This is a genomic window from uncultured Gimesia sp. (genome assembly GCF_937919775.1).
In the GTDB taxonomy this organism is placed as follows: domain Bacteria; phylum Planctomycetota; class Planctomycetia; order Planctomycetales; family Planctomycetaceae; genus Gimesia.
This window is the reverse complement of record NZ_CALFPF010000189.1, coordinates 1-3,628: the sequence shown is the minus strand read 5'-3', so window position 1 is coordinate 3,628 and position 3,628 is coordinate 1. Positions and strand designations below refer to the sequence as shown.

2 protein-coding genes and 1 pseudogene are annotated in these 3,628 nt (G+C 50.9%); all 3 read left to right on the top strand.

Going from position 1 to position 3,628, the window contains the following annotated elements:
* Nucleotides 1–211 (top strand): annotated as a pseudogene (locus Q0294_RS05045) (IclR family transcriptional regulator); the annotation flags it as partial.
* Between the two features lie 29 nt (nt 212–240).
* Entirely contained in the window at nt 241–1,365 is a 1,125-nt protein-coding gene (locus Q0294_RS05040; RefSeq protein WP_299461560.1) for an aminotransferase class V-fold PLP-dependent enzyme, read from the top strand.
* A gap of 239 nt (nt 1,366–1,604) precedes the next feature.
* On the top strand, nt 1,605–3,628 hold a 2,024-nt coding region (locus Q0294_RS05035), incomplete at its 3' end, for a PSD1 and planctomycete cytochrome C domain-containing protein (RefSeq protein WP_299461558.1).

Genomic DNA, 3,628 nt, shown 5'->3' with positions numbered 1-3,628 from the left:
CGTGGGAGTTCAGGATACGGCAGCCCCCATTCTCGGCGCGGACGGACGACTGCTGGCTGTGTTGTGTGTGTCGCATATTCTGCGGGTCGGGGAATCCAGTGACAGCACCAGAATTTCCTCAGCCATCTTACAGTGCTCGCGGGCCATCTCAAGTGAATTTGGTCCGACCATGTTAAATACATCTGACATTGAAGACCACAGTGTCAATTGAATCACGCGGGTTATTTAAACGGAGTTTTCATGCTGGATCAACAAGCTCGACATCACGATTTTCCCAGTCTGCGGGAACGCGTTTATTTGAATTCGGCTGCAGAAGGAATACCCCCGCTCGCTGTGGGTCAGGCCTTTCAGCAGTATTTTCTCGACAAGCAACTGGGCATGGATGGCCGCAAGCTGCACGAACTGCAATGGGATGCAGCAAAAGAACTCGTCGCGAAAATGTATGGGCTGACTTCCGCTGAAGTCAGTATCTGTTCCTGTAGTTCGGAAGCATATAATCTGGCTTATCAGGCATTGCAGTTGAAAGCCGGCGATGAAATCATCGTCAGCGATCTGGACTTTCCCGCCAGTTATACATTCGGCTTACAGTCGAGTTGCCCGGCGACCGTGAAAGTCTGGAAATCGCGCGAATGGGAATTGCACCTGGAAGATCTGCAGGCGCTCTTAAGTGACAAAACTCGCGTGGTGAGCATCTCGCTGGTCAGCTTTTTTAATGGATTCAAAATTCCCCTGAAAGAAGTGATTCAGACCATTCGCCAGCATTCGTCGGCGTTGATTGCATTAGACGTGACGCAGGCACTGGGACGCATTCCCCTCGATCTGGAAGACATCGATCTTGTTGTCAGCAGCACGCATAAATGGATTCTCGCCTCTCATGGCGGCGGTTTGGTCGGCGTGCCTTCGTCACGGGCGAATGAGTGGACGGTTCCCGCGGGAGGCTGGTTCAATCTGAAAGATGCGTTCGGCGAACAGCGTTTCGAAAAAGCAGAAAGCCTGCCGGGTGCTGCCAGCTTCACGGTTGGTATGCCCAACTACCCTGCCGTTTATGCCATTCGTGCCGCCTTGCAGTATATTACGGAGACAGGTGTGGAAAACATCAATCGGGCGGCAACGCCTCTGGTGGAAGCGTGTCTGGAAGGGCTCAAAAAGTTGCCTGTCGAACTGATTTCTCCCCCGCGGCTGGAAAATCTGGCGGGCATTATCGCGTTTCGCCATCCTGACGCCGAGCGAATCTACCAGCACTTACACAGTAAACAAATCCATCCCATGTATCATGCGGGCCGGATACGTGTCGCTTTACATGCTTATAATACAATGGAGAACGTCGAAACCTTCCTGCAGGAATTAAAACACGCCTTATCTTAAAGTTTTGTAGGAAATGGGGCGTTTTAATGCCGGATGGACTGAAAAATATCGAGATGAAATTAATTTACTAAGGTTTTTTGCTGAATTCGGAGTCAATGGGAATATAATGTAAGGGTAAGCATAAACTCATTATTTAATACTTCTTACCCTCACGCATCGACCGCAGATTCCTGGTTTGAGAAGCAAGCGCTCAGGCCAGTCAAGTTGTGGTTCCTACCTAAATCATGCTGGAAATAATAATGACCATGCACGTCAGTTTTCGAGATCATTGCTGGGCTTTCGTAAAACCGATCACCTCAGCATTGTTAATGGCATTCATTGTGTTAAGTGCAACCTGTCTGCCCGCAGCCGAGCCACAGCCGGATCAGAAACAGATTCATTTTTTCGAATCGAAAATTCGGCCGCTATTTATCAAGCACTGTTACGACTGTCATGGTCCGGATGAGCAGGAGTCCGGACTGCGGATAGATACATTCAAAGGTATCGTGAAGGGAGGCAAAGCGGGTTCGCTGGTTGTTCCCGGCAAGCCGGAACAGAGTCTGCTGGTCACTGCGGTGAAATACCAGACTCCCGATCTGCAGATGCCGCCGGATGAAAAACTGAGCAAGCAGGAAATTGAAGATCTGACCAACTGGGTCAAAATGGGGGCACCTTATCCCAATGCCGACCTGAGTCTTCTCAGAGCGGCGAATGAAAAAGGAAAAATCGATCTCGAGAAAGAGCGGGAATTCTGGTCATTTCAACCGGTGAAAAAACCGGCCTTACCTGAAGTCAAACAGTCAGAGTGGGTGAAGAATCCGATCGACCAGTTGATTTTATACAAACTGGAACAGGCCGGCTTAACGCCTGCCAAACCGGCTGACAAACGCACGCTCATTCGTCGCACGACCTTTGACTTAACCGGGCTGCCTCCGACGCCTCAGGAAATTGACGACTTTTTGAACGACAGCTCGCCGCAGGCATTTGAAAAAGTCGTCGACCGTCTGTTGGCATCACCCCATTACGGCGAACACTGGGCGCGCCACTGGCTGGATGTCGCCCGTTATGCCGACTCGAACGGTTTGGACGAAAATGTCGCCTTGGGCAACGCGTGGAAATATCGCGATTATGTCGTCAATGCGTTGAACAAAGACAAACCCTATGATCTGTTTCTCAAAGAGCAGCTGGCAGGCGATCTACTCGAACCGGCCAAAGATGTTGCCGAGCGCAATGAGCGTTTGATCGCCACCGGTTTCCTGTTATTAGGACCGAAAGTTCTGGCCGAAGTCGATAAAACCAAAATGGAAATGGATATCATCGATGAGCAGATCAATACCATCGGCGTTTCACTGATGGGGCTGACGCTGGGATGTGCCCGCTGCCATGATCACAAATTCGATCCGATTTCAGCGAACGATTATTACGGTCTGGCGGGGATCTTGAAAAGCACCAAAATCATGGAGAGCTACAAGACCATTGGCCGCTGGAACGAAAACTCACTCGCCACGGAAGCAGACCTGAAAGTTCAGGCGGAATGGGATCAGAAGATCAAAGTGGAAGAAGATCAAATTGCCGCGCTGGTCAAATCAGAAAATGAACGGCTGCAGACAGAGGGAGGCAAAGAATTTAAACTGCCCGCGAAACCGGAACCCTCTTATTCCAAAGAGGCCCAGGCACAATTGAAAACTCTGCGCGATCAGGTTGCATCACTGAAAAAAGAACGGCCTGAAGTTCCCACAGCAATGGGAGCAGCCGAACGGGAAATCATCGATGTACCCATTCACATTCGAGGCAGTCATCTGACTTTGGGAGAAACGGTTCCGCGGCATGTTCCCGTGGTGCTGAGTCAACAGCCACAAAAGCCGTTTTCGAGTGAACAGAGTGGCCGATTGAAACTCGCCGAATGGCTCGTGAATCCCGATCATCCTCTGACTTCCCGTGTGATTGCGAATCGAATCTGGCGCTGGCACTTTGGTAAGGGGATCGTCTCCACACCCGATAACTTCGGAAAACTGGGCGCGAAGCCGTCGAACCAGCCTTTACTGGACTGGATGGCTGCCAGCCTGATGGAGCAGGGGTGGTCACTCAAACAATTACATCGCACGATTCTGCTTTCCAACACTTGGCAGATGAGCAGTGAATGGAATGAAAAAGCCGCCGCCGTTGATCCCGATAACCGTCTGATGTGGCGCGCGGACGTGCGTCGTCTGGATGCAGAATCGATTCGCGATTCGATCCTGGCAGTCAGTGAAGGACTGGACATGCAACTGGGTGGCTCATTACT

Coding starts and splice junctions, on each gene's coding strand:
- Q0294_RS05040 (WP_299461560.1), top strand. CDS start 241: ATGCTGGATCAACAAGCTCGACATCACGATTTTCCCAGTCTGCGGGAA.